The sequence below is a fragment of the Nocardia sp. NPDC005998 genome (assembly GCF_040614395.1).
Classification (GTDB): Bacteria; Actinomycetota; Actinomycetes; order Mycobacteriales; family Mycobacteriaceae; genus Nocardia.
The window spans coordinates 51,924-76,191 of sequence record NZ_JBEXUI010000016.1 but is presented as its reverse complement, the minus strand read 5'-3'; the positions used below and the strand labels follow the sequence as shown (position 1 = coordinate 76,191).

23 protein-coding genes are annotated in these 24,268 nt (G+C 63.8%); 6 read left to right on the top strand and 17 right to left on the bottom strand.

Annotated elements, in window-relative coordinates; genetic code table 11:
- Positions 1-57 precede the first annotated feature (57 nt).
- Positions 58-378, bottom strand: coding sequence for a recombinase family protein (locus ABZ293_RS22320; RefSeq protein ID WP_355183453.1), 321 nt, complete (start codon positions 376-378; stop codon positions 58-60).
- Between the two features lie 416 nt (positions 379-794).
- Between ABZ293_RS22320 and ABZ293_RS22315 the strand changes: the two genes are divergently transcribed.
- Positions 795-1,928 (top strand): ThiF family adenylyltransferase, encoded by a 1,134-nt coding sequence (locus ABZ293_RS22315; RefSeq protein WP_355183413.1) that lies wholly within the window; start codon positions 795-797, stop codon positions 1,926-1,928.
- Positions 1,925-3,175: a hypothetical protein gene (locus tag ABZ293_RS22310; RefSeq protein WP_355183412.1), complete on the top strand. Its 1,251-nt coding sequence runs from the start codon at positions 1,925-1,927 to the stop codon at positions 3,173-3,175. Before ABZ293_RS22315 ends, ABZ293_RS22310 begins: the two co-directional genes overlap by 4 nt.
- A gap of 464 nt (positions 3,176-3,639) precedes the next feature.
- On the opposite strand, the gene ABZ293_RS22305 is transcribed toward ABZ293_RS22310, so the two are convergent.
- The 14 genes from ABZ293_RS22305 to ABZ293_RS22240 all read right to left on the bottom strand — a co-directional run bounded on the left by ABZ293_RS22305 (position 3,640) and on the right by ABZ293_RS22240 (position 15,000).
- Positions 3,640-3,954, bottom strand: a complete 315-nt coding sequence (locus tag ABZ293_RS22305; protein ID WP_355183410.1) for a WXG100 family type VII secretion target — start codon at positions 3,952-3,954, stop codon at positions 3,640-3,642.
- A 37-nt stretch (positions 3,955-3,991) separates the two neighbouring features.
- On the bottom strand, positions 3,992-4,327 hold the full coding sequence (locus tag ABZ293_RS22300) for a WXG100 family type VII secretion target (protein ID WP_355183408.1): 336 nt from the start codon (positions 4,325-4,327) through the stop codon (positions 3,992-3,994).
- 63 nt (positions 4,328-4,390) lie between these two features.
- Positions 4,391-5,173 carry an ESX secretion-associated protein EspG gene (locus ABZ293_RS22295; protein ID WP_355183406.1) on the bottom strand — a complete coding sequence of 261 codons (783 nt, stop codon included), beginning with the start codon at positions 5,171-5,173 and terminating at the stop codon, positions 4,391-4,393.
- Positions 5,170-6,165 carry a PPE domain-containing protein gene (locus ABZ293_RS22290; RefSeq protein ID WP_355183404.1) on the bottom strand — a complete coding sequence of 332 codons (996 nt, stop codon included), beginning with the start codon at positions 6,163-6,165 and terminating at the stop codon, positions 5,170-5,172. The genes ABZ293_RS22295 and ABZ293_RS22290 overlap by 4 nt, the downstream gene beginning before the upstream one ends.
- An 18-nt stretch (positions 6,166-6,183) precedes the next feature.
- A complete protein-coding gene (locus tag ABZ293_RS22285; protein ID WP_355183402.1) occupies positions 6,184-6,492 on the bottom strand; it encodes a PE family protein in 309 nt (102 codons plus the stop codon).
- Positions 6,493-6,521: 29 nt separating this feature from the next.
- Complete coding sequence (locus tag ABZ293_RS22280) at positions 6,522-7,799, bottom strand: hypothetical protein (protein WP_355183400.1); 1,278 nt, start codon at positions 7,797-7,799, stop codon at positions 6,522-6,524.
- A complete protein-coding gene (locus ABZ293_RS22275) occupies positions 7,796-8,362 on the bottom strand; it encodes a hypothetical protein (RefSeq protein WP_355183398.1) in 567 nt (188 codons plus the stop codon). Before ABZ293_RS22275 ends, ABZ293_RS22280 begins: the two co-directional genes overlap by 4 nt.
- 40 nt (positions 8,363-8,402) lie before the next feature.
- Positions 8,403-8,738, bottom strand: coding sequence for a YbaB/EbfC family nucleoid-associated protein (locus ABZ293_RS22270; protein WP_355183396.1), 336 nt, complete (start codon positions 8,736-8,738; stop codon positions 8,403-8,405).
- Complete coding sequence (locus tag ABZ293_RS22265; RefSeq protein WP_355183394.1) at positions 8,731-9,078, bottom strand: hypothetical protein; 348 nt, start codon at positions 9,076-9,078, stop codon at positions 8,731-8,733. Before ABZ293_RS22265 ends, ABZ293_RS22270 begins: the two co-directional genes overlap by 8 nt.
- Before the next feature lie 112 nt (positions 9,079-9,190).
- The gene (locus ABZ293_RS22260) at positions 9,191-10,036 is read right to left on the bottom strand and encodes an ESX secretion-associated protein EspG (protein ID WP_355183392.1); all 846 of its coding nucleotides are present in this window, start codon (positions 10,034-10,036) and stop codon (positions 9,191-9,193) included.
- Positions 10,033-12,171, bottom strand: a complete 2,139-nt coding sequence (locus tag ABZ293_RS22255; RefSeq protein WP_355183390.1) for a hypothetical protein — start codon at positions 12,169-12,171, stop codon at positions 10,033-10,035. The genes ABZ293_RS22260 and ABZ293_RS22255 overlap by 4 nt, the downstream gene beginning before the upstream one ends.
- Complete coding sequence (locus ABZ293_RS22250; RefSeq protein ID WP_355183388.1) at positions 12,164-12,853, bottom strand: ESX secretion-associated protein EspG; 690 nt, start codon at positions 12,851-12,853, stop codon at positions 12,164-12,166. The genes ABZ293_RS22255 and ABZ293_RS22250 overlap by 8 nt, the downstream gene beginning before the upstream one ends.
- A 113-nt stretch (positions 12,854-12,966) precedes the next feature.
- Positions 12,967-14,853 (bottom strand): hypothetical protein, encoded by a 1,887-nt coding sequence (locus tag ABZ293_RS22245; protein WP_355183386.1) that lies wholly within the window; start codon positions 14,851-14,853, stop codon positions 12,967-12,969.
- 15 nt (positions 14,854-14,868) lie between these two features.
- The gene (locus tag ABZ293_RS22240; protein ID WP_354953877.1) at positions 14,869-15,000 is read right to left on the bottom strand and encodes a hypothetical protein; all 132 of its coding nucleotides are present in this window, start codon (positions 14,998-15,000) and stop codon (positions 14,869-14,871) included.
- A 674-nt stretch (positions 15,001-15,674) separates the two neighbouring features.
- Here ABZ293_RS22240 and ABZ293_RS22235 point away from each other — a divergent pair.
- Positions 15,675-15,971, top strand: a complete 297-nt coding sequence (locus ABZ293_RS22235) for a hypothetical protein (protein ID WP_355183384.1) — start codon at positions 15,675-15,677, stop codon at positions 15,969-15,971.
- A gap of 75 nt (positions 15,972-16,046) precedes the next feature.
- Positions 16,047-17,438 carry an MFS transporter gene (locus tag ABZ293_RS22230; RefSeq protein WP_355183382.1) on the top strand — a complete coding sequence of 464 codons (1,392 nt, stop codon included), beginning with the start codon at positions 16,047-16,049 and terminating at the stop codon, positions 17,436-17,438.
- Between the two features lie 318 nt (positions 17,439-17,756).
- Here ABZ293_RS22230 and ABZ293_RS22225 read toward each other — a convergent pair whose 3' ends face one another.
- On the bottom strand, positions 17,757-20,597 hold the full coding sequence (locus tag ABZ293_RS22225; protein WP_355183380.1) for an AAA family ATPase: 2,841 nt from the start codon (positions 20,595-20,597) through the stop codon (positions 17,757-17,759).
- Positions 20,598-21,109: 512 nt separating this feature from the next.
- Here ABZ293_RS22225 and ABZ293_RS22220 point away from each other — a divergent pair.
- Positions 21,110-21,724 (top strand): TetR/AcrR family transcriptional regulator, encoded by a 615-nt coding sequence (locus ABZ293_RS22220; RefSeq protein WP_355183378.1) that lies wholly within the window; start codon positions 21,110-21,112, stop codon positions 21,722-21,724.
- A gap of 331 nt (positions 21,725-22,055) precedes the next feature.
- On the opposite strand, the gene ABZ293_RS22215 is transcribed toward ABZ293_RS22220, so the two are convergent.
- Positions 22,056-23,048 carry a helix-turn-helix domain-containing protein gene (locus ABZ293_RS22215; RefSeq protein WP_355183376.1) on the bottom strand — a complete coding sequence of 331 codons (993 nt, stop codon included), beginning with the start codon at positions 23,046-23,048 and terminating at the stop codon, positions 22,056-22,058.
- A 379-nt stretch (positions 23,049-23,427) separates the two neighbouring features.
- Between ABZ293_RS22215 and ABZ293_RS22210 the strand changes: the two genes are divergently transcribed.
- Positions 23,428-23,946: a threonyl-tRNA synthetase editing domain-containing protein gene (locus tag ABZ293_RS22210; RefSeq protein WP_355183374.1), complete on the top strand. Its 519-nt coding sequence runs from the start codon at positions 23,428-23,430 to the stop codon at positions 23,944-23,946.
- The last annotated feature ends 322 nt before the right edge of the window (positions 23,947-24,268 follow it).

Below are 24,268 nucleotides of genomic sequence, written 5' to 3'. Positions count from 1 at the left end.
AGAACATTCCCATGATTGGGAATGCCAAAGATTCATCGCGCTGAGCGCACCTTGCATTCAGGATGCCAACTTCTCAGGCGTGGGCGCCGCGTTCGCACATGAACACCCGCTCCATGTGCGCAAATAGACGAGCATGGTGGCGGCGAATTCGGCGACAGCCGAGTCATCGCTGGTGTCGATCGGGATCGGATCCTTCAGCGTATCGATCCCGATGCCCTGTTCACACACGTCGTGCACGATGTTGAGACATTTGCGCAGGTTACGGCCGAGCCGGTCGAGAGTGACGGCGACGATGGTGTCGCCGGGGCGCGCGTAGCGCAGCAGCTCGGTGATGCCAGGGCGGTCGAGGATGGCCCCGGTCTTCTTGTCCATGTAGATCTTCTCGGCGGGGATGCCGCACTCGCCCAGGCAACGAGCGCGGAGGAAGCCGAAGGCCGCCCACCCCGAGATATGGGCACTATGGCGGATATTTGGGCCGTTACGACTCGGTAGTGTCGGCCGAGTGGCCCGCTCGCCCGCCGAAATTGGTTGGTGGTTGCGAGTGCTCAGTTAAGGAGTGCAGTCATGAAGAAGATCGAAACCACAGTTCGCTCCTCCGATAAGCGTCCGAGTCCGATTTCAATCCGCCCACTGGACAAGAAAGAGACCGCTGGCATGCCCAGCAACGGGAACGGCGCCTAACGGATAGTAATTTGTAGCGTGTGGTTCGTCTCCACTGAGAATGTTTTCGGTGGAGGCGAATCATTCGCCGGTAATGCTGCGCTTTGATCGCTTGGCTGATTTCTGGAGGCTCGATGAACGGCCGAATCCAGGTTGTGGACATGGCGAGGCCGCGGGTCAAGCCGGAACTGAGCCCCTACGTGACGGTCGACCGCGCCGTAAGAATCGGTGCCACGGTGTATGGGCTGGGGATTGAGATCGACGATCCGGACGGCAGAATCAAGGCCCTGGTCGGCGCGCTCGACGGAACAAGATCGCCCGCCGAGATAATCTCGGCGGTTTCGGCTGATCATGTGGACGTATCACCGCGAGAAATAGCCGATGCGATGCAGCAATTGCTCGATGCAGGCTTGCTGGAAGATTGCGGCGCGCCGGTGCCGGTGGAATTGTCCGACCGGGAGCGCGATCGCTACTCTCGTGGCATCCCGTTTTTTCGCTGGATGGATAGGGCGCCGCGTGCCAATTCGTGGGATATCCAGATCGGGTTGCGGCGGTCCCGGGTTCTGTTGATCGGTCTCGGTGGTGTGGGGGGAGCTGTTGCGCAAGGGCTCGTCGCATCGGGTGTGGGTTTCCTGCACTGTGTCGACGCGGATTTCGTCGAGCTCTCGAATCTGAACAGACAGATTCTGTATCGGGAGGCCGACATCGGCAGGTCGAAAATCGATGCCGCAACGGAGCATCTGCGTGACCTCAATTCCGATGTGGAGATCAGCGGCGAGCAACTATGGATTACGAGTGAGGCCGATCTCGGTGCTCTGCTCGAGCCAGGTTACGACGTCGTGGCGCTGTGCGCTGACAAGCCGCGCGTGATCCGCCGGTGGGCCAACCGGGCGTTTCACCAGGCCGGCGTGACGTGGGTGGTCGGCGGTTATCATGGCCCGATTGCTTCCGTGGGTGTGCACGGACCCGAATCCGGCGCGTGCTGGGAGTGCCTGCATGATCAGGCAGCCGACATACCGGACATGCGTATGCCGCCGGGAACGTCCATCGAGGACCTGGACCCGCGATTGCCCTGGAATCCCGTCAACATCGTGTCGGCCGCGATCACGGGCAGTTTCGTCACACATTTTGTGCTCGCAGTCCTCACTGGCGCACCACCGATCGAGGTGGGTTTCTGCTACGAGGTCAATCTCGCAGTTCCCGGCGAATCGAATCTGGTTCGGCTCGGGCGCCGGGCGGAATGCGCGATCTGCGGGGACCGGTCGTGACCGAACCCGTGCCCGTCGTGCTTCCGGAGAGCCGGGTGCGTCTGCACGACATGGCGATTCGGCAGGACGGCGATGAATGGATCACGGGCAGACTCGACACCCGCCGGTTCGTGGCGCTGCCCCGTGCAGGCGCGGTCGCGATCGAGCTGTTCCGGGCCGGCCACAGCATCGACGAGGCCGCGACGCGGATGGCTGACACGGAAGGTTGTGTATTCGATGTGCTCTCTTTCGCCCGGGATTTGGCGGCGCTCGGTTTCGTCGCCGACATCGATGGCCGTCCGGTCGCCTCTGCGCCACCGCTTCCGGCGTCGTTTCCCCGCATTCGGCCCGAACACGCCCGATTCGCACTGAGTCCGGTCTTTCCTGTCCTGTTAATTGGTTTGATGCTGGTGGCAACCGTGGCACTCGTGCTCCGGCCCGGCCTGCTGCCCAGTTTCCATGAGCTGCTGTGGAGTTCGCGGGGAAGTGCGGTATTGGCGCTGAGCGCAGGGGCTGGATGGTTGCTTGTCTATGTCCACGAGCTGGCTCACTTCATCACGGCCCGGGCGGCAGGCGTGCACGCCCGGATTCAACTGAGTACGCGGCTGCAGTTCCTGATTGCCGAAACCGACATCAGCGGTATCGAATTCGCCCCCCGCAGGCATCGGCTTACCGCATATCTGGCAGGTATGGCGACGAATCTGTCGGTCGCGGCGGTCTCGGTCCTGATCCAAGCGACGACGAGCCCAGCGACCACTGTGCACAGAATCCTGGCCGCGACCTTGGTGATCGCGCTGATGTCGTTGCCGTTCGAGTTCATGGTCTTCATGCGCACCGACGTCTATTACGTGCTGCAGGACGTCCTGGCCTGCCGCAACCTGTTCGGTGACGGCACTGCGTATGCCCGCTACCTTGGAAACCGGGTGCGACACACCATCTTCGGATCGACTACCGCGACGGTCGACCCCAGTCTCGGGTTGCCGCACCACGAACGCCGGGCGGTGCGGATCTATAGCGTCGTCGTGGTCGTCGGAACGGCACTCTGTCTCGGCATGATGGCCATGTTCACCGTCCCCGCCGACCTGACGTTGATCTCGCGCGCGATCACCTGTATTGGCCTGGGTCAATCGCTGATCACCAACCTCGACAGCGTCGTCGTCTTGCTCATTCTCGGCAGCGTGCACACAGTGTGGGTGCTGACGTGGTGGCGACGGCACCCCGGGTGGGTCGCATGCTGGCGCGGTCGTCGGAGGCTGCGCGGCGCCTGACATACTCCAATAGGTCCGTGAGCTGGAGAAAGATGTACGACTGTGGCCGCGTGCTACCCGCGTGATCTAAACGCCGTTCAACGTCGGTAATCGGCCAGTTACCGGGCAGTCGGACCGCCGCGCTTCGAGTCGATCGTCATAAGGAATGCCGACGAACGGCCAGGGCAGTCAGCTGAGGTTGCTTCAATCACCGCACCAGCCGAGCATGCCAGTCCGTCAGCGAAGGCCGCCGAATCCGGAAGCGGCGCAGAGTGTTCGGTCAAACGGTGCATCGGTCTGTGCATGGAGCAGACCCGGCCGCAGCGTCACTAGGATCACTTCCATACCGCACGTAACTACTTCGATCGTGTTGCGCGCGTTGTCGAGCCGCACGCGCTCGCACCCGTCTATTCTTCGCGGATTCTGCAACGTGTGCCGCGAAGTGGAGGGGTGCGAGCGCTTCGGCCGTCCGGCTCGACTGGCTATCAACCGCCGTTGAACATGGACATGACCTTCTTGTCCGTGGTCTGGGCGTTGTTGTGTGCCTGTTCCACCCCGTTGATGCCCTGCTGAAGCACGTTGATCACGTCGTCGAGGTTGTGGGAGACAGCGCCGAAGGCGGTGTGATAAGCCTGCGCCGAGGCTCCCTTCCAGACATTGGTAATCGCGGTGTCCGCAGTGTTCGCATCGCTATGCGAGCTCTGCAGCGCGGTCTTGAAGTCCTGCAGTTCACCGAGCAGCGCCTCGATGTGCCCTGGGCTGTACTGCATGATGCCGCTGGTGTCTGTCGCGTAGCTCATGACGAAGTCCCTTTCTTACAGTGGTCGGTGAAGCAGATCAGACAAGATTGGTGTAGGACTGCGAGGACAGCTCGGTGTCGATCTTGCCGAAGAGCTGAGTGTTCTCCGAGTCGGTTCCGCCCAGGTGCTTGTTGCCCTGCTCCAGCGCGGTGGTGAGGTCGATCAGCGACTTGTGCAGATTCGTGATCGATCCATGCAAACGAGTGGCGAAGTGGTCGAATGCGGTCTTCGCCTCGCCCTTCCATCCTGCCTCGGCCGCCTGAACGCTGGCGTCCAGCTTCTTCGCGGTCTGGTCCAGCGTCGGGATCACATCCCGCATTTGGCCCGTCGCCTTGAGGAACGCGCCATGATCAACGGAGACATCTTGGGCCATCGGTGGCCACCTCTTTTCTAATACTGTCGGTATTCGCTTCTTCGTTTATGTCGATGCGCGGGACTAAGGCATCCACCTTCCTCCCGGCAGGGCTTCGATCAGGGTCGCGATCGCTTGGCCGAGGCGATGATCGGAGCCGGGCGCGAAGGTAATCCAGGCTTGGGTGTCCGCCTGCGACCGATCGGGGACCGCGAGGATCCGGCCGCGGTCGGTGTCGTACACCGCGACCGCGCCGACCATGGTCGTGGAATCCTCTCCGTAGCAGACGATTTCGGTGTGCGTGCGGCACTTCGACATCGCGATGCCGAAGTCGACGGCCTCCCGACCGGCTGCGCCGAAGTGGTAGGCCACGTCCGTGAAGTCGGCTGAATCGGCTGCGGCGTTGAGTCTTTCGCCGATCTCGGCAGCCGGTGCTCGAAAGGGCGGGATGTCGGCGGCAGGAGGCCTACCCAATGCCGAGCCCAACGTGCGCGCCAGCGTGGCGGGGTCATCGTCGGCCCACACCTCCCGGATATCGACATCGTCGCCGTCGCGGACAGCCAGGGCGTGATTACCGCCACGCCGCGCCAAGCACACGCGCCGAATTCCCGATTGCCCGAATGATCGGGCGACCAACTGCCGGTCCGGTTGCGCGAGGGTGAACAAGGCCGATGCCACCTCGGTTGCCACATCGCCGTATTCGTCCACCAGACCACGCTCCCGCAATGTGCTGAGCGCCGCCTCGTGAGCGGCCCGCGCCGCCGCGATCGTCTCGTGGCGCGGCTCGAGCGCCAATACCACTGGCAGAGTGGGAATCTGGAGCAGGTCGACTGCGGCCTCGAGCGCGTCTTCGGTCATCATTGTCATATCTGCTCCGCCCGCGCGCCGATCGTCCGTACCTGAGGTGCGGAGGTTCCACCGAGCACGGGCGGCGTGGCGGCCCACCCGGCGTCCGGAGCCAGCGCGTCGAACTCCGCACCCCCGCCCGGCCCTGCGGCGGGGCGTGCGGGGGTGTATTCGTCCGCATCCGCCGCGGCCGCGGCTGCCATAGTTCCCGGTGCCATCGGCGCCTGCGTGACCTGCGTTGCCGGAGCTGCTGTTCCGATAATCCGCTGATCAGTGACGATCTGCTCGTCGACGAGCACAGTCTCGCCCAGCGCGGCGGCGGGGATGGGCGCAATCGTCTGCAGCGCGGGTGATATCGACGGACCGCGGTATCCAGCGGACGCGGGCAGCGGTGCCGGACCTGGACGGGTCATCGGCGAGCGTGGCACGTCGTGCTGTTGTTCAGCCAGCAGTGCGGCGTCGCTGATGAGCACGGGCGCCGGGGGCGGTGTCCAGGGCTGCGCGACCGGCGCGGTCGCTGCCTCGTAGTCTTGCATGACTTGCGCGGCACGCGCTTTCGCCGCATGCGCCTGGTCCTCCAGAGTCGCGGCCGCGCCCACCATTGGTCCGCCCAGCGGAATACCCTGTGCCGTCATGTCTTTCAACGCCTGCCACAGGGCCTGCTCTGCCTCTCCCGGCATCGCGGCAGCCGCCACGGTGTACGCGATGGCCTGCGCCTCCGCGCGCGCAGCATTGGTCGCGGCGGCTTCGGCGGCCTCGACCATCCAGTTCCGCAACGCCGCGAGCCGCTGCACCCCCGGATCGCTGTCTGCCGACCGCCACGCGCTACCGAGCTCGCCCAGGATCGCGTGATACTCCACCGCGGCCTCGACGAGTACCGCCGACAATTGACCGAAGGCCACGCCCGCATCGGCCATGGGCAGCGCCCCGGGGCCAGTGACCAGATCGCGCACAAGCTGGTCTGCGGGCGTCGCCTCCCAGACCCGCCCGGTGAAGCCGTTCGGCTCGACCATCGCCAATCTCCTACCCGCTCAGCACAATCCGTCGAACAACGTCACGTTGAGCGCGTCCATGCTCCGGAAGGACTGCGCATGAGAACGCATCTGCGCGGCCAGCTTTCGCAGCTCGTATACGCCACCGGCATAGGACTGCCCGAAACCCTCGCCGACGTCCCCGAAGGTCTCTGCGGCGGCGGCCGACACCGCGTCCACCCCGGCCGGGGCAGGCGAGAGCGCGCAATGCGTTCCGCTCAATGTGTGGTCGAGCCGGTCGGCCAACGCGTCCAGCCGCGCGGCAACCCGATCGGCCGCCACCGAATCGAATTCGACGTGTCCGTTCATGACTTCTTCCTGGTCGTGCTGGTACTGGGCTACAGCGTCAATGCCTTGTCCGGTGAATCCGCCGGGCGCGCCGCCGCGCCGCCGACCACCGGCGTCGCGACATCCCCGAGCTCGCCGACGACCTCGTCGCCGTGCTCGGCGCTCACCAGGTACTCCCGGGCGGCCACCGAAGTCTCGGCGGCACGCGCGCCGAGCGCCGCGCCCATCGGCATCATCGGCGTGCCTGCCCGCGCCGCTATGGACTCCTCGGCCGTCAGTTCCGCGCCCGCAGCGGCATCCATCTCGCTTGCCCGCACCACCGCCTCGGCAGGTGGGCCGAGAGGCGTCTCGGTGACGACCGGCTGCAGCGGCATCCGTGCGACCCCGACCCCACCACCGCCGGAGGCGGCGAACGCCATCGGTGTGACCGCACCTATCGCGCCGGTACCAGTCCCGTGTGCGGTGGCTTCGGCGACATACCCGTGATGCTCCGGGCGCAAGCGCACCTGCCGATCGATGGCCTTCTCGCCCTGACGCAGCAACTGTGTCACCGGCTGCACGGCCTGTTCCAGCATCTGAGGTACCTGCCCGGCGACATTCTGCAGCTGCGCGGGAGCGGGATTCGGCGCGGCCGTGATCGGCACCGGTCGTCCTGCCACCGTCATCTGACTGGTCAGCGCGCCCAGTTCGGCGCGCACCAGCGCCACGACCGCCGCCGCTTCGGTCGCCGCCTCGGCCGTAGCCGCTGCGATGAATGCCTGTCCGCCCGGTGTCGCCGCGGCGGCGGCGATCTCGACAGCCAATTTCGCGGCGATGGCAGCCAATTCGGCATTGCCAGTCTGGACTGCGACCGCAGCAGCCGCCAGCAGCGAATGGATTTGGCCTGCCTGCTGTGTAATGGCGCCCGCATTGTCTTGTGCCTGCGACGCTTTCGTCAACGCCGCTTGGGTGCCCGCACCCTGCAACGCCGACAACGCGCTGATCGCCGTCGACCCCAGGGCCATCACCTGGGTGAGACCGTTGAGGACCTGTGAGAAGAACTGGACCGGGTTGAGCGGTCCTATCCCGAGATTGCCGGTACCGAAGTTCCCGAGCATGTCTGTGATCGGCCGCATCAACGCGGCCGGGTCGAGCGGTGGCAGTGGCGGCAGGTCCGGCAACTGCGGCAGCGGCGGAAAGTCCGGCAGCGGCGGCAATCCGAGACCTGCCAGGATCTGATCCAACGACTGGTTTCCTGGTGGGGCGATTGCGTTGTGCCGCAACACGTCCAACACATCAGGGTGCAGTGGAGCGGGAGCGGGGGGCACACCGAGGGATGAGGGATTCATATCGTCTCCACACCAGTCGTTGCCGATCTGACCGGAGCGGCGAGCGGCTGTGCGACGGTGTGCTCGGCCACCGCGGCGACGGAAGTCTGCTGGAGCGGCACCGAGTCCGAGGAAACCGCGCCGGACCTCGACGCAGCGTCCGGCGACATGTTCTCCCCAGGAGGCTGCGGCGCGGTATCGGAAATGGTGTCGTTCTCCGGTTCGGAGCCGGGCGTCGCGCCATCGTCGGTGCCGAACGCCGGCGTGCTGTCGAACGAGGCGAGGCCGTCGAAACCGGCGGCGGAGCCGGCGTCGGCCGATTCGTAGCTGGCGGCCGCCGCATGCGATGTCACATCGGTGGCTGCGTGCACGTGCGCGAGTTCGGCCACCGCCTGTGCGTGGTTGGCTTGCGCCACCGCGAAGGCGGCGAGAAACTCCGCCGCGATCGGCCCGAGCACCGCCGAAGCTGCCTGGATGGCGGCGACCTGGTCCACCGTGCCCGCAACCGTCACCATGCCCGCCTGGGTCGCGTTGATGTCCCCGTGCGCGCGGAAAGCCTCGGGAATGACCGCTACTTGATTCATCTGGTTGTCCTTTGCGTCGACGCCACGTGGCATGGGGGTTCTAGGAGGAGTTGGAGGTATCCGCGTCGGTGTCGTTGAATGCCGCCACCAGAGCGGCCTGTGTTTCCACAGCGCGACGCGCGGCGGCACGCGAGGTATCCACGAGGCACTGGCCGAACTCGGTCGGTGTCAAACGGGAAATGCTATGGGAGAGATGAATATCCACCAATCTGCCCTCACCGTCCACAATTACAGTCACCGCGCCGTCGGGTGATGTCTCCTCCACCCGGATGGCACATATCCGCTCGTTCAGCTCCAGCATTCGCTCGGCATGCGACCGTAACGCGTCCACCGCGGCCGAAACATCCGTCAAATAACCGAAATTCGCTTCAGTCACCGCCACTCCTCAGCCAACTCAGCGGGGCGTACTCGTATTCGGTCTCCTCGGCCAGCTCGGCCTGCGCGACCTCGTCCGCGGTCGGCAGCCCCATCCGATCGAGCACGTCGTGCGCCACACCGGCCTCCGCCAGTTCCGCCCGCCGCGCCAGCCGGGCACGATTCGCTGATTGACGGCACAACCGGACGATCTCGGCCGCCAAACCGGCCGGATCGTGTCGTAACTCGGCTCGGTCCACGGCTACCGACAGTGGCAATCCCAATTCCGTTGTCTCCACCGAGATCCGGCCTGCGGCGGATTCGGCGGTGCCGACGAGGAGTCCCATTTCCGAGGCTGACATCTCACACCTGCCCTTCAAAAGGGAAGGTACGACAGGCTTTTACCGATATCGCCTGATGTTCCCAATCCTGAGAATTGGCTCGGCGAGGCGCGTCACGGCCGACGTGGGCTGGTCACCACGATTCTTCGGTGACCGAGAATCGTCGCGTGTCGTCGGGCAGGTGCAGGCTCCCGCTGACTCCGGTCTCGTCTTCGATCGCGCCGATCACCATGCCGATGTCGGTGTCGACCATGGCGCGCAGCCGATCCCGGTCGACCGGAACCGCGACGGTGCCATTGTCATCCATCACATACCGACCGTCATCGACCAGGTCCCGCCACTCCAGTGTGCGGTGCGACACCCCGCGCGGCCCGAAACGCGAACTGCCCTGGCGGATTTCGATCTGGCCGATCGTGGTGGCCGGGGTACTGCGAAATGCCTCGGAGCGGTCCGCGACGGTGTCGTACTCATCGGCGTCCGACGATTCGGCGGCGACCGACCGGCCGAACGAATAGTCCGCGCCACCCGATAGCTCCACCCGACCACGCTTGCCCGCATCGACGTCGGGCAGCTGCTCGATGAGCAGCCGTGCCAGTTCCGTGGACTCACATTCGCTCACGGCATAGCCGCCACTGTGGTAGATCGTCTCGCCAGGTATTTGGGTGATGACCACGCACCGCTCCCATTTGCGCGCCGCGGCTACCCGGATACGCCCCGCCGCGTTGCGCGGCTCCCTACCGTCGAATCCGTGCACTCCCAACCGCACGTTCGGGTCGATCATGATGCTCAGCGCGGAGTCGAAGGACAGGTCCAGTCTGCCCTTCAGCTGATCGCTCACGATCGCGATCTCCCGCTGGTAGTCGTCTTCCATCATGATCCGCGACGTGAAGTACAACGGCTTGGGAAGATGCCGCTCCGCGGAAAGCTCGCGCCATCGAACATTGAGCTCGAAATCGGTTAGGTTCCAAGTGCGGATCATGCGTCGACCGACGGCTCCGCCGTAGCGTCGGCCAGCGCGGTGGCGTCATCCTCGGCACCAGTGCCACCGGTCGCTGTGTCTACTGCCTGCTCGGCCGCCGCGATCGGCGTGTCGTCGAGAAGTCCGTCGCGTGGGAACATTCGGGCTTGCGCCCGCGGAGGCTCGTCCGGCCCAGCATGGTCGTGTCCGCCCGGTCCCTGCGCGTCGTGGTCCATCATGTCGTGGTGAGCCGCCGCGTCCAGTGCCCGCTCGATCGACGGCGTCAGCTGCTGAACCTCCTGCGCCAGGAGATTCGTGAACTGCTGGAACGCACCGGCCACCTGCTGCCCGATATTCGCCAACGCACTCAGCTCGGCCTGGTTCTGTTGCGCCGCATAGGGGTTGTAGTTCGCCGGATACACCGGATCCCCGGCGTTACCAGTCACGCCTGGGGCTGTGCCAGTGCCAGATTGAGTCTGCCCGTCCGGCGGCGAGGTCGGCCTTCCCTGAATTGGCTGAGCAATCTGCTCCAGTGGGCCGGGTGGGTTCGCAGTGGGCACTTTGTAATTGGAGTTCTGCTGTTGCGCCGCCTGGGCTTCGAGCTTGTCCAATTTGGTGAGAATCTGCTGCTCCCATGGGGTTGGTTGACCCGCCGACGCCTCCTTGCCCGTACTACCGCCGAGCGCTCCGCCTACTGCACCACCAGTCGCCGCACCGTAATGCCCATCGCCAGCGGCATTCTTCTTGACATCGGCCAGATACTGGTCCAACCCACTGTCTTTCAGCTTCTTCGCGAATTCATCATCGACGGCCTTGCGGGCGTCTTGGGTGTTCTGGTCAAAACCCGATCCGGCTGCTGCCGCCGCGGCGGCAGCAGCGGCCGGGTCGGTCGGTTTGCCGGTGGATGTCGGCGTAACGGCGAGAGCGAGCGGCATCTGAGGCATGTTCGCGACGCTTTGTTTTGCACCCTGCGAATAGACATTGTCGTACCGTTCACGCCATCTGTTCATGAATTCTTCGTCGGGCTCAGGGTGCGTCGGCAGCACGATTTTGAATTGGTTGAGCCAGTCTGCGGTAAACGCGAGCCGCGATGCCACCTGACCCATGCAATAGGTCAGGTCTTGTGCGCTCTTCAGATAGTTGGCGATTGCCTGATTTGCCGCGTCGGCTCCGTTTCCTGTCCACGCGACGCCGGTTCCGTCCGTCGAACCGCCGCCCAGCACCGCGTTGAATGCGCCACGCAGCGCACCGAAACCTTCGTCCAACTCCTTGGCCAGCCACAACCAGCTAGCTCCCGCCTGCATCACCGGCCAATAGTCGATCGTGGAATAGAATGTGTAAAAGCCGTCATTGGTGAAAGCATCGCCGTGTTCGAGGGCGACTGACGGCGTATAGGTGTTATCTGACGACCAGGGCCTGGTCGGCTTGAACCCGGCTCCCATCTGCTGGGAGGCCGTCGACATCGACGACAACACACCCTTCGCGTATTGGTCGTCGTGCAGTCTGTTGACACTTCCGTGGTCATATACCACTCCTGGGAGCTGGTGGCTGTAGGCGTATGCGTCGCCGTGGCGAGAGGAAATCCACTGTTCAGCTGATGTCAAAGGTGCCTCGTCGCCCGCCGACAGATACTCGCCCGCGGGCAGCACGCTGTGTGTGGTCATAGCGTCATTCCACGGTGCGATTGCGTAGAAGGCTGCAGCGTTGGCGTTTTCGGTGTCGTTGTAGGCCTTACCCGCTTGCTTGAAGGTATCGACCATCCCTTGCAGCGCATGTTCATGCCCAGCCAAGCAGTTGTCCAAATGATCGGCCTGACCGTTGAACGCTGCCGCCAAGTCCGCTCCGGATTGACGCCACCCGGTCGGCGGGTATCCGGTCGATGTAGGGTTCAAAAACAGGTCGCTCACATGGCTCCTCGCTTGGCTGACGCGAGCCAACATCTCCTTCGCTACGCCCGCACACACGGTCGCGGACCCGTGCGATACCGTCAAGGTGTTGCTTTTGCCTTGAGCCGCCAGACCGTCCCAAGGGTTGGTGAAACTCGGGTTCTTATCTGGCGCGTTGTCGAGGAACGTGCCGTCCGAGCCCGATTGCGCTCCGTTGGCGGTCGACGTCGCGTCACCGGGTGTGCTGGGCGGCGTGCCGTCGTTAGCCATGGTTCTCGTCCTTAATCGTCTCGATCACCGTGATGATCCGGCTGTTGATGAGGGCGGTCAGGCGGGGCACGTCGACGGCGACGGCAAGTGGCGGGGTCTCGTCGAGCAACGCGTAGCGGCCGTCGCCGACGAGGTCGCGCCAGCCGAGCCGGAGCCGGAGCTGGCCGCGTGGGCCGAATTTCGAGATTCCCTGCTCTACTTCGATCAGTCCGCGAGAATCCACCGGCGCTTCGACAAACGAGCGGGCGCGCTCGGTGTCGCTGCCGTAGTCGTCGACGGAGTCGGTCGCCACTGGACGACGGTAGGAGTGGTCGACGTCGTCCGGGCTCACCACCGGTGAAAGGTCGATCTCCGCATGGCGGCCCCGCTCGACCTTCGGCAGGTGCCCGACCACCACGTCGGCCAAGGTTGTCGCCGGAAACTCGGTGATCGTGTATCCCGTTGTGTGCCAGATGCTTTCGCCCAAACGCTGGGTGACGATGTAGCCATAGCCGCCGCGCCGGGTCGCGAGGATGCGCAGGCACCGCGATGTGTCCAGCGGGTCGGCGCCGAGGGCGTGCGCGGTGACGCGGATGTCGGGGCGGGCGATGCTATCGATCACCTCGTCCAACACGGGGTCCGGGAACTTCCGTGCGCGCTCGCGAGCCTGCGCGCGTAGCCGGTTCAACTCGTCCGGGCTCACGATCGAGGTCCGGAAGGTCAACGGCGGCGGCGGAAACCGCTCACCCGTGCACGCCCGCCACCGCTCCAGGAACTCCAGATCGCCGCATTGCCACTTCCGTGCGGTGTCGAGTGTCATTGTTCGACAACCGGTTTCGCGACCGCTGGCGGCTTGCCGAAGGCTTCCCCCAGATACCGCTTCGAGGACAGGTACTCGGCGCGCTTCTTCTCCTTGTCCTCTCCCGCCGGCTTGGCGCCACCCATGCCGCCCGGATAGCCCCCATACCCGCTTTGCGGTGCCATGCCTGCCCGCGCGGCCAGCGCGTCCTTCTCGGCCTCGGCCGCGGCGCGTGGAAACAACTTGGCTTCCTGCGCAGTCTCTTTCGCCAACTCGGCGGCCTTGATGCCCGCGCCGCCTCCCCCGCCACCGCCACCGAGCGCGCCGGTTTTCGGCTTGCCCACCGCCACCTTATGAGCGTTCGTCAGATTCGCCAAACTACTCGCGCTCGGCGAATTCGGCTGCGTCCCTCGCTGTCCCGCCGAATTCGCCTGCCCCAGCCCGTTTTCCGCCTGGCTCAACGGACTTGCCGCTGGTTTCGTAGAATAGGGCGATTGGCTCGGGTTACTTGGATCGCTGGGGTTCGCGGTCGGAGGCTGACTCGGGTCCGCGGGCGGGGGCTGACTCGGGTCCGTGCCCCGAAGCCTGTCGTGGAGATACTGGTCCGCATCCAACAGCCCCGTGTCCGGCCGCTCGGTCATGCTGGGCCCGGTGTTCGGCAGCACGCCGATAGCGGGGCCCCTGGTGTCCAAGCCGCCGACCGGTTGCCCAGGCGGACCCGCAGGGCCCGGATCCTTCGTCGCGGCAGAGGTCACCGGCGCGGCAGGCGGGATATGCGGCACATATGACGACGGTTCGGTGACGACATTCTTCGCGTATCCGTTCTCGTACGCATCGAGGTAGGGACGAGTGTCCCCAGTGCCCAGCGCCTGCACCTCGACGGTGGAGACGCTCTGCTGCTCTGGCGGAACCGGATCCTGCGGCAATTGCGGCTTCACGACGTTCATCCAGCTCGCCACGTGCATCAGCATGTCGTGCGCGCCGTACATGCCGCCGGTCAGCGCATCGAGCTGCTCGCCGTAGGTGGACATCGACTTGACGGCTGCCGAATAGCCCGCACCGTCCCACGCTTGCGTGACACTCTGGTCGCCCAGCACCGACTTCAATTCCGCGAAACGGGAATACAGCTGGCCCGCCATCTGCCACCAGAACCCCGCTGTCGAGGCCGTGGCTTGCGGGTCCATTGTATGGCCGAGGTAATACAGATCGTGATAGCTCAGCTGGGTGGCGTCCAGCGGCGTGACGGTCTTGTTGTCGCCCTTGCCGCCGTAGTACGTGGGCAGGGTCGCCGCCACCATCTGGACGTGGTCCATGCGGTCGATGTAGTCATGCGAATTGGCCGTCGGCCCGGGGTCTTGCGTCAGTCTTTCGGTAGGGGCATTCGTGTCCAACGTGACCGCGCCGGCGGGGGCAGTCGAGGCCGACGGATTCAGCAGGGCCGCCTGCCGTTTCGCGGCATCGTCGAAGATCGCCGCCGAGGCGCCGTCGGTGGACGGGTACATCTTGCCGATATTGAGATAGGTGTCCAACATCTCGTTGAGCACCTTCGCATGGCTGAGCAGGCCGTCCTTCAGGATGTCCGAAGCAAGGGTGGTGTAGATCAGCCGCGTTTGCTCGCCGGGACTCGGCCCGCCGCCTTGATAGTCACCGGGATGCCGATCGCCCGCCTCGTACGGCAGCAGTCCGAAGGAGCCGGCTTGCAGGGCGAAGGAGCGGTCTTGCAGGGCGAATCTACCTGCGGCCGTTTGACTCTCGACGTGTGCCACCTGTTCGAGAACAGCGATGATCTTCGCCGCCACGGTGGCGGCGACCTTGGGGTCGAATCGGATCTCCCCATTACCCGCCTTCTCGGCGAGCTGCGCCCACTGGTTCCCCATCTGGCCGACAGGATTGTTCTTGGCCATAGCATTACCGCCGTTTCAGCACGCGCGGCCGAAGGCGATTTCGGCCGGGTCGAGGCATACCTGATGTTCCGGACTGACGATCTCGCCCGCGGCCGTGACCACGAACAACGCCGTACTATCCGCCGCTGGAAGATTCGGCTCGCTCACGTCCGAAACGGTACATCCGCCGAGACCGCGACTCCCCTGTCCCCAAACTTGGGAAGCGCCGTGACCTGGGTCCGACCGGACCCAGCCGGCGAATCTACGTATGTTCGCGGATGTTTCGGCCTCCGCCTCGTTCATAGCATTTGCATAACCGTCCATGAACCGAGAATTGCGATGCCAGGTATTCCGATCACACCAGCAGACTCCGCGCGACCAGCCCACCAGCCGCCCTGCTCGATGCGGCCGGACAACTGGGATCTCGACGTCGGTTCGAAGAAGGCCTGGCATATGGCCATCAGCACTTGCCTCAGCTGCCCGATGCTGGATTCGTGCCGGACGTCCGCGAAAAGACTGACCGCACAAGGAATGGGTCCTCGCTCCATGATTTGGGCCGGGGTCGCATATAACGCGGTCGGTCGGATTGTCGACGACATCGACCACTATCACCCACCGTCGAGGACGAAGCCCGGCATCCTCCGGATCATGCGCAAAACCGCGGCGAACTCAAACCTTTCGACATCAAGTCCCACGCAGACCGTCCGCAGGCATTTCGTGATCGGCCACCGGAACCCCGAGTTGACCTCGCAGAGGTCCGCACCGGTCGACCAGCTCCAACCAAACTGATTGTGTGCGGGCAGGACGCTGGGGCATCCGATGTACAAGGCGATCCCGAGGTCGTGGAGACCACGGCCGCTGTCGATATCACACCGCTGCGCACCGTCTCGACCCTTCGCAGCTCAGATCTCTCGAATGCCGAGGTCCGCGACTTGAAAGTGTTGGCTGATCTGCCGGAGCTACGCAATTCGGCGGCCATATCAGTGGGAATACTCCTGGACCACGGAAAACTCCCCGCCATTCTCGCCGCCGCTCGGCTGATCGAAAACTCCCCGTCTCTGGATGAAGCCGTGGCATGGTCACAGCGCCTGGGCATCCCGGCGAGTGCAGTATTCCACCTTTCCGGCCAGCTCAGGTGACCGAACTTGTACCAGTCCAACAACACCCCGGTCGAAGTCGATAGCCAGGCCGATCCGCGCACCGATCACATACGGTTGGTTCTGGCGCTGGTTTCGGTCAGCCAGTTCATGGTCATCCTCGACGCGTCCATCGTGAACATCGCGTTGGCGACGATCCAACATGATCTCGGTTTCACCGCCACCGGTTTGGCCTGGGTGGTGGACGGCTACCTGATCACCGTCGCCGGATTCATGTTGCTGGCCGGCCGGGCCACCGATCTGTTCGGCCAACGTCGGATGCTGGTCGGCGGGTTGGCTTTGTTCACTGTGTCGAGTCTGACGGGTGGTCTGGCGGGTGCGCCGCAGATGCTGGTGGCAGCCCGCGTGGTACAGGGCGTCGGTGCGGCGATGATGGCACCAGCGACATTGGCGGTGGTCAACACCAGGTTCACCGAAAAGCATGCGCGGGCGAGGGCTTTCGGTGTCTGGTCTGCTGCGGGTGGCGTGGGCGGGACGATGGGCGCGCTCGCGGGCGGAGTCATCACTACTGGCCTGTCGTGGCGGTGGGTCTTCTTGATCAACGTGCCGATCGGCGCGGTTCTGATCGCACTCGCGTCAATTACATTGTCCAACAAACAAACCCGCCGGAGTGAATCGCTCGACCTCAGCGGTGCGATCACGGCAACGGCAGGGTTGGCCGCCCTGATATACGGAGCGATGCAAACCGCCGATCACGTCTGGACTTCACCCCGTGTACTTGGTCCGATCGGAGCGGGGCTCCTGCTGCTCGCGGTCTTTGTCGTGGTAGAGGGGCGCTTTGCAGGTCAGCCACTGATGCCCGTACGGCTCCTCCGAATCCGGCGAGTAGCCGTCGGGGTCGGCATGCTGGCGCTGCTCGGCGGAATTTCCATCGCAATGTGGTGCTTCACGCCGCTGTTCCTGCAGAACGTGCTGGGCTACAACGCACTTCGCGCCGGACTCGGGCAAACACCGGCCGCGATGACATTCCTGATTGTCGCGCGAGCGGCTGCGACGCTGCTACCGCGAACAGGGCCGCGCCCGCTGGTGCTGATCGGATGCGCTTGTCTCCTAACCGGTTTCGTCTGGCTCGCCCAAGCCGACACCGCCAGCGGCTACCTCTTCGGCGTGCTCGGTCCGACGTTGCTCGTCGCGGTCGGTATCGGGCTGACCTTTCCAACGCTCATGGCTACGGCGACGGTCGATGCCCTCGACAGCGATACCGGGATTGTCAGCAGCCTCGCAACCACCGGCAATCAAGTGGGCGGCTCGATCGGCCTGGCTGCACTCTCCACTGCCGCCGGGGCCACAGTGGCGCGGGAAGCCGGGACCTCCCTTTATGCCGTCGCTGCTGGTTATAATTTGGTCTTCTTTCTGGCGGCGGGGCTCGCCTGCGCGATTGCCGTTGCGAGCCTGTTACTGCCGCCCAACCAACGGAATCTACCACTTACTAGTGCCGCGTCCAGATAACTCCTGCCGTATCCAGCCCTGGGCCGGGGTTTGTCGAACGTAGTCGAATGGTGTTCGCGCAGGCTGTATTTGACCGCCCAATGACTACGCTCGATGAGCAGCCGAAGTGGGTAGCGCAGCAATCTGTCTGGACGGGGCACTAGCTGAGAGCTGTTGCCCGTACTACAGAGTGGGCCGAGCATCTGCGTGGGCGGTCTTGCGCCGCAGGCGATCTCGATTCATACAATGAATCGTCCGGTGGCTCGACCACGACCGGCCCCTATCCCCCGACCAGATCGCCGAGCAATCCGCCCACATATTTGCGATTAGTCGGGCGTATTACGAGCTCTGCCCGGCCAAGCCGATCGCCACTTGGACCCGCGACTGCAGATTCAGCTTCGCCAGAATGCTGGAGACGTGTGACTGAATAGTGCGCGGGGACAGGAACATCCTGGTCGCGATATCGGAATTCGACCGTCCCTGCGCCACCAGCGCGACGACCTTCCGCTCGGTTGGCGTCAGCGCATCCCAGCCCGTCTTGGGCCGGTTGCGGGGCCCGCGGCGACCGCGCCGTATCCCGAAATCGCGTAAACGTGCCTCGGCCCGCGCAATGTCCCATTCGGCCTCGAAGCGCGTGTACAGTTCGATCGCCCTTTCCAGTGCCGACCGAGCCTCGTCCAGTCGGCCATTGCTCGCGAGCAAGACGGCGAGGTTTTCGTTCGCCTGTCCTTCATACCAAGGCCGACCGGCACGCCGAAATGACTCTACGGCCTCGGCTACAAGTTCGATGCTGCTCTCGGCAAGCCCACGGCACAGCACCGCAGTCGCGTGGCGGCTGTGTGTGAAGTAACGCGCCTCCAGCGCTTCCGCAGCGCCAGCGACCTTGCTGGCAATATCAAGCCTGTTGGCCACAACTGCCAGCCGCGCCAGATCCGGATACAGCGGATACACCGCGACGGAAGCCGCCGGTTCGGCGAGTTGATCGCAGATGTCCGACGCCGCTTCCAGCGCCTGATCCGGACGGCCTTGGGCTTCGCACACCAGCGCATGGACCCAGGGACGCAGATGGCGAGAATTGCGACTGCCCAGCCGGTCGTCTGGTGTAGGCAGCGACTCGGGAGCACTGGTGAAGGTGCCACGGCGCACTGCAACGAGAGCGACGAAGCACTCGGCGGTCGCGGCATATCCGAAGATGTCCGTTCCGTCCTGGCAGACTCGAACATCGGCGAGGGCATCGTCCCAGCGGCCTTCCAAGTAGTGCATGCGCGCCAAATCCAGCCGAATGGACCCGAGATACATCCCGGAGGTACTTTCGCTCAATCGAATTGCCAGTGTGAACGTCTTCTCTGCCGCCGCGTACTGGTCGAGCTCGGTCAGGCACCGACCGCTCAGCGAGTACGGGTCGATATGGGAAAGTCGCCGACGGCCACTATCTTCGTAGCTTCGAACCAGCCGATCGCCGAGTTCCAGCGCTTCACCGAGAAATCCCTGGTGATACCGCAGTAGGCCGAGCGCGAAGGCACCCAGTCCCCACGCGATGGGATCCGCGCAGGCTTCACCAGTCGAAATCGCCCATGCCGACGCCTCTTCGACGACATCTCGGCGCCTGAGAAGCAGGTAGGACAAGGCGCGGAACCCGTGATACTGGCCCTGTTGTATCGGCGTGAGGCCAGGCCGGGCAAGGACGGATTCGGCGACAGCGACGGCAGCGGCCACGTTTCCTTGGGCGAAGCACGCGTGAGCCAACAGCCAGTGGAGCTGATTGCCGGCCGCTGGTTCCTGACCTGTCGAGGCGGCATCGTCCGACAATGCCCGCCGCGCTACTACCTCGGCCTTCCCAGGATTTCCGCTCCACAACAGCGCCCTGACATGCCACAGTCGCAGCACATCGCAGCGTGCGGTGTCCAGTGTCGGAGACCCGATGGCCCGATCGAGCAGACCTACTGCCAGCTCGGGAGCGCGAACCGTCAGTCTCTCCGCAACTTCGACCACCCAGTCCAAACCGGCACTATCCAGCGGCGCATCGCCTGCCAGCAGATAGGTCGCGACGCGCTCGACCGGCGCCTCCATCGACATCAGGACACGCGCCGCCCGCAACTGCAGCGTCGTGCGCGTCGACGGCGGGAGTTGATCGGCCAGAACTTGGCGGATCAGATCGTGCCGGAAGACCAAGTCCGAACCGGCACGAACCAGGATTCCCGCCTCGACCGCCACACTGATCACGTTCCACACGTCGATAAGTGCCGCTCCGAGCACCGACGACAGCTCGATCGCCTCGACACCTGGCCCCAAGGCCGCCGCCATAGGCAGAACCTGCCGTGACTGCGCAGGTAGATAATCCAGCCTGCGCACAATCACATCGGTCAGCGATTCAGGCAGCCGGATTTCACCAGGCCCTTTTGCCTTGAATGTCGCTGGGTCGGGTCTGATCTCGCCGAGTTCGATCAAGCCGGCCTGCATCAATCCAGCCACCAGTTCGATGACATAGAGTGGATTTCCGGCAGCACCTGAGACGGCGGCGGACAAACGCGGTCCGGCGGGCAGGCCGAGGGAGTCTTCCACTAACGCGGCCACTTCCGCATCGTTCATCGGACCGAGCCGCAGCTGCTCTGCACCCCACGACTCGAATTGACCGAGCACGCACGCCAGACTCTTATCGCGCGGCAACGGCCGAAGCGCGAGAACTATCGAAAGCGAAAGCTCACCAACGGATTCGCCTAGGCGCTGCAACGTCAGCAGACTCGATGGATCGGCCCATTGCGCATCGTCCAAGATCAACACGGTGGGCCCCGACATGCAACTGTCCTTGAAGGCCGTGACCAAGGACTCGACCATCGCCATCTCTTGACCGATCGCCACGCTGTCAGGGTTCATGTCCGGTCGTACAGCTATTGGGGGGCGCTCGCCCGAAGCCGCTGCGATGGCGCTCAGAGTGGCGAACGATACGCGCTGTTCGAGCTCTTTGGCTTCGCCGCGAAGAACTCTCACATCGTGCGCGGCCGCCACTCGCGTGGCCGCCGCCAGCAGCGCGGTCTTGCCGATGCCTGGTTCGCCTTCGAGAATGACAATCCCGCCACGCCCCGTCGTCGTCTTTCGCAGACACCGGTCGATCCGGTCGAGTTCCTCCTTGCGACCGATCAGCTGGCCGATCAGTCCGTGCTTGCGAGTGTCGGGAGACACACCAACCTCCGAGTGCCTCATTGGTTCGACCTGCGACGCGGTCTCGAAGTGCATTTCCATCATGTCTACTGCCTGGGAATCGAGAGGCCGATCAGCTTCTTGTGGGCAAAATGGGGCTGCCTGTGGACAACCCATGACCTGTCTGCGGCCGCGACCTGTCGAGAACATCACGGTCACGTGAATGTGATTGGCGGAGAGGACAATTCGATCAGGTCCTCTACTTCACCGACATCGGCTGCCTCCCCCTCTTCCCGCTCGGTTCATTCTGATTCGCGACCACAACCTCCGAGCGGCACTGACAACGCCGAGCTTCGCGCTCGAACGGAATCGCAGCGGGCCGGGCAAGCGTCCAAGTGTCTCGCAGTGGCATCGATGGCGCTGCGACACCATTGCGGCTTCTATGCCAAATCAGAAGGGACCTGTGTCATTGCTGATCCTGCTGGAGTTATGCTGATCTACCAGTAGGTCAGATTCTCATCAGTGCTCGCCCGATAGTCAAGGGGTAACCGACGATGACGCCACGCCCCGCGAGCGGCGACAGCAGCACCAGGTCGCACATCCTCGACGCAGCCGAACGGCTCGTGCAGAGTCGCGGGTTCAACGGATTCAGCTACGCGGACATCGCCGCCGAACTGTCGATCTCCAAACCCGCTCTGCACTACCACTTTCCAGGCAAGGCGGAACTCGGCCTGGCACTCATCAGACGGTACGAGCACCGCTTCTTCGAGGCACTGTCGGCCGTCGACGAGCAGAGCGCTCCGCAACGGCTCGAATACTATGCGAGCCTGTATATCGGCGTCCTACGGGAACAACGAATGTGCTTGTGCGGCATGCTCGCTGCCGAGTATTCGACGTTGTCCGATCCGATGCAGAGGTCGGTGATCCACTTCTTCGACCGGAACGAAGCATGGCTCTCCGAAGTGCTCACGCAGGGCAGAAGAGAAGGCACGCTCACCTTCGCCGGATCATCGCACGAGAGGGCGCACGTCATCATCGGCTCTCTTGAAGGCGCGCTGCTCGTCTCCCGACTGTACGGCAACCTCGACATTCTGCAGACGACAGTGACCCATCTGATGATGGGACTCGCACCCGTCGCTACTGATGAAATCACCAGCACCACAATGTGATTCGTGACCCTTGAGTTCCTTGGTGACGACACGACGGCACCGCGTATGCCATCCCGACCCCAATGGTGGGGCGCCCGGCCGAGCGAGCGCCGACCTGAGCCCGACCTACTAGAAAGTCAGTGTTCTCGAGCTGCAGTCGCGGGTTCAGGTGGCGCTTGGTCTGACTCGTCAGAATTCTTGTTGACCCAACTTGAAAGCGATCGGCCCATTCCAGCCGGTCACGAATGGGCCGATCAGATCAGCACCCAACAGCAACACTCGACCAGCAGCGTCACGATTTCCGCACCAGAACCCTTCACGCTGGCAGGCGACACGGCTTCGAGACGGCTCGCTACCGCAGGGAGGCGGGCTGCCAATACGTCTCGGAAGCACGTACTTCGGCGATGGTCCGGCCACGACGTCGCCGAAAGAGTGCGCGCAGCGTACCAGCATTGAGATAACCAACCTTGGTTGCAATCGCGTCCACTGTCAGAGACGTCGTCCGCAAGAGTCGCGTTGCTCGCTCCAACCGAATCTCGTCGACAAAATCTCTTGGGGACATGCCCAACTCGGCCTGGGTCGCGCGTTGCAGACTGCGAGGGGTAACGCCAAGAGCCTTGGCCGCATCAGCGATCGAGAACTGATCAGCAATGCGATCGCGCACCCAACGCTCGAACGATGCCACCAGCGAGTGGCCTCGGGCGATTACCTCTGGTATTGCGAACTCGATCTGCGTCCTGCGGCTGCCGACCGTCATGTATCTCGCGACCAGTTCCGCCACGGCCGGACTGACGGGAACGATCAGCGACAGCGCAAGATCCAGATGCGACAACACCGCTCCCGCGGTGGTCACCCCACTCGCGCGGCACAGCGTGCGGCCCTCCTGCACATCAACTCCGGGATATCTACGCCGGAAGGTGGGGCCGAGCCACCAACTCGTGGTCGCCGGTTGGCCGTCCAGTACACCAGCCTCGGCCAGGAAGAATGTTCCGGTACACGCGGCGGCAACGTGTGCTCCGCTCTGCCGGGTGGCCGAAATTCGTTCCAGTATAGGGCGATTCGCGCGGGCCGAGACCAGACCGATCAGGGCCTCGGCATCGAGGACTTCGACCGCGGGCACGATCATCACATCGATTTCGGTGCTCAGATCGTTCAGTGATGTGGTCGGTATCAGGTGTCCGTGACCTGACCGAACGCCGTCACCAAGTGACACTGTGTGGACGTGCCAAGGTGCCGGCGGGCATTCCAGGTCGTTCAGTACGGCATTGGCCATATTGAATGTCTCGAGCACAGCGGCAAATCCAAAATCGGCCACTCCGTCGACGACGAAGACCGCGACTTCCATGTCGCAAAGAGTACCAACTCTGTCCGCTGCGACACCACCAATTGCGCTGCTGTCGCTCTAGAGTTCGGGTACGGCTGCTCGCGACATCATGGCTTTGGAGTCGCAGGAAACCTGAACGGTGCATCGCGGCGCAATTTCACCGATATAGCGGAGGTTCGCATGTCCTCATCGAGCCCGCTGGTCGACCACTTCAGCTTCTCGGTCCCGTCGACCGATGAATTGTCCTTGGGGGCAGGACGTTTGGATGACGCCGACTTCGCCCATGGCCAGGTCGCCGGACTCGATTGGCTCGGTATCGCGACCCATCGTTCAGCGGCCCTGACAAACCCACGCGGAATCGACCGCACCTCCGACTTAACTCGCAGCAAGGGGCCAAGAAATGCGTATCTACTGCAGCCGCTGTCACACAGTCGAATACACGGCTACCATCACAGCCACGGACCCAGGCGCGGCAGAGTTCGAGCCAGGATCCCTGTCTTCGACCACCGTATTCTCCGACTGTCTTCTTGTCAGAGTCGGCATGGAACGCGGAGACATCGTGCTGGCCGATACAGCCGCTGAGATTGTTTACCGGATTGCCCTCGAAGCTGACGCGGCGATCACCGTCATCGACGGATTCGCCCATTGCTCAGCTGCGTGGACGGCCGTCCGGGAGTATCCACCCTCCCCGGCCATCGAGACGGATGCGCTGTCGCACCTGGCGAAACGCCTGAGGGAAGATGGCATACACGTCCACCTCGTGCCGTTCGGCTGGAGCAAGAGCTGGGATGCCGATCCTCTCGACGATCCGGGATCTCAACACGTCATCGACCTCGCGATCGGTAACGAGGCGGTTGTTTGGAGCGCCGCCGACATCGGTGGCTGGAACTCGCATTGTGGCTTACTGTTTCGGCCTTAGAGCAGTGTCGCATGTCGCTGATTCCGCCAGATTCCTTGTAGCAGGCCAGTGCCGCAGCGAGGGTGGGGAAGCCGAGAAACCTGACTTAGGTTTCGTTCTGGCGTGAGCCCGAGCTGGGTCGCGGAGCGCGTCGTCGGGCCGACCGGGCCGAGCCGTGGAACTCATCCCGCGGCCGCAATCCGACCGCGAAATCGCCACCCCGTAAAGCATGGCCCATGCCGCCATGTCCAATCGAATCCCAACAGTGGAACCGAAGCGTATACAAGCACTCTGGGCACGGTGCGCCGCAATGCGAGCCGTGTAGCCAGCCAATTGTCCTGCC

Excerpts from the sequence above, each read along its gene's own strand:
- ABZ293_RS22315 (WP_355183413.1), top strand. The coding sequence starts at position 795 with ATGAACGGCCGAATCCAGGTTGTGGACATGGCGAGGCCGCGGGTCAAG.
- ABZ293_RS22305 (WP_355183410.1), bottom strand. The coding sequence starts at position 3,954 with ATGAGCTACGCGACAGACACCAGCGGCATCATGCAGTACAGCCCAGGG.
- ABZ293_RS22300 (WP_355183408.1), bottom strand. The coding sequence starts at position 4,327 with ATGGCCCAAGATGTCTCCGTTGATCATGGCGCGTTCCTCAAGGCGACG.
- ABZ293_RS22295 (WP_355183406.1), bottom strand. The coding sequence starts at position 5,173 with ATGACAATGATGACCGAAGACGCGCTCGAGGCCGCAGTCGACCTGCTC.
- ABZ293_RS22290 (WP_355183404.1), bottom strand. The coding sequence starts at position 6,165 with ATGGTCGAGCCGAACGGCTTCACCGGGCGGGTCTGGGAGGCGACGCCC.
- ABZ293_RS22285 (WP_355183402.1), bottom strand. The coding sequence starts at position 6,492 with ATGAACGGACACGTCGAATTCGATTCGGTGGCGGCCGATCGGGTTGCC.
- ABZ293_RS22280 (WP_355183400.1), bottom strand. The coding sequence starts at position 7,799 with ATGAATCCCTCATCCCTCGGTGTGCCCCCCGCTCCCGCTCCACTGCAC.
- ABZ293_RS22275 (WP_355183398.1), bottom strand. The coding sequence starts at position 8,362 with ATGAATCAAGTAGCGGTCATTCCCGAGGCTTTCCGCGCGCACGGGGAC.
- ABZ293_RS22265 (WP_355183394.1), bottom strand. The coding sequence starts at position 9,078 with ATGTCAGCCTCGGAAATGGGACTCCTCGTCGGCACCGCCGAATCCGCC.
- ABZ293_RS22260 (WP_355183392.1), bottom strand. The coding sequence starts at position 10,036 with ATGATCCGCACTTGGAACCTAACCGATTTCGAGCTCAATGTTCGATGG.
- ABZ293_RS22255 (WP_355183390.1), bottom strand. The coding sequence starts at position 12,171 with ATGGCTAACGACGGCACGCCGCCCAGCACACCCGGTGACGCGACGTCG.
- ABZ293_RS22245 (WP_355183386.1), bottom strand. The coding sequence starts at position 14,853 with ATGGCCAAGAACAATCCTGTCGGCCAGATGGGGAACCAGTGGGCGCAG.
- ABZ293_RS22220 (WP_355183378.1), top strand. The coding sequence starts at position 21,110 with ATGACGCCACGCCCCGCGAGCGGCGACAGCAGCACCAGGTCGCACATC.
- ABZ293_RS22215 (WP_355183376.1), bottom strand. The coding sequence starts at position 23,048 with ATGGAAGTCGCGGTCTTCGTCGTCGACGGAGTGGCCGATTTTGGATTT.
- ABZ293_RS22210 (WP_355183374.1), top strand. The coding sequence starts at position 23,428 with ATGCGTATCTACTGCAGCCGCTGTCACACAGTCGAATACACGGCTACC.